Source organism: Neobacillus kokaensis (assembly GCF_014656545.1).
Taxonomy (GTDB): domain Bacteria; phylum Bacillota; class Bacilli; order Bacillales; family Cytobacillaceae; genus Neobacillus; species Neobacillus kokaensis.
Map to the genome: position 1 here is coordinate 1 of NZ_BNDS01000082.1, position 210 is coordinate 210.

At 42.4% G+C, this 210-nt stretch carries 1 tRNA gene; it reads left to right on the forward strand.

The features are described 5' to 3' along the window. Positions 1-96: 96 nt before the first annotated feature. Positions 97-173: transfer RNA gene (locus IE222_RS26250), tRNA-Ile, on the forward strand. Positions 174-210 lie beyond the last annotated feature (37 nt).

Sequence of the window (210 nt, forward strand, 5' to 3'; positions counted from 1 at the left end):
TAAGGATATAAGCTGGACATATGAGCCAGACAAAACCGTTTGTTTGATAGTTTTTGTTGTTTAGTTTTGAGAGAATGACTCTCTAAAAAAGAATGTGGGCCTATAGCTCAGCTGGTTAGAGCGCACGCCTGATAAGCGTGAGGTCGATGGTTCAAGTCCATTTAGGCCCACCATATTTTATAACATTAAACGGGGCCTTAGCTCAGCTGG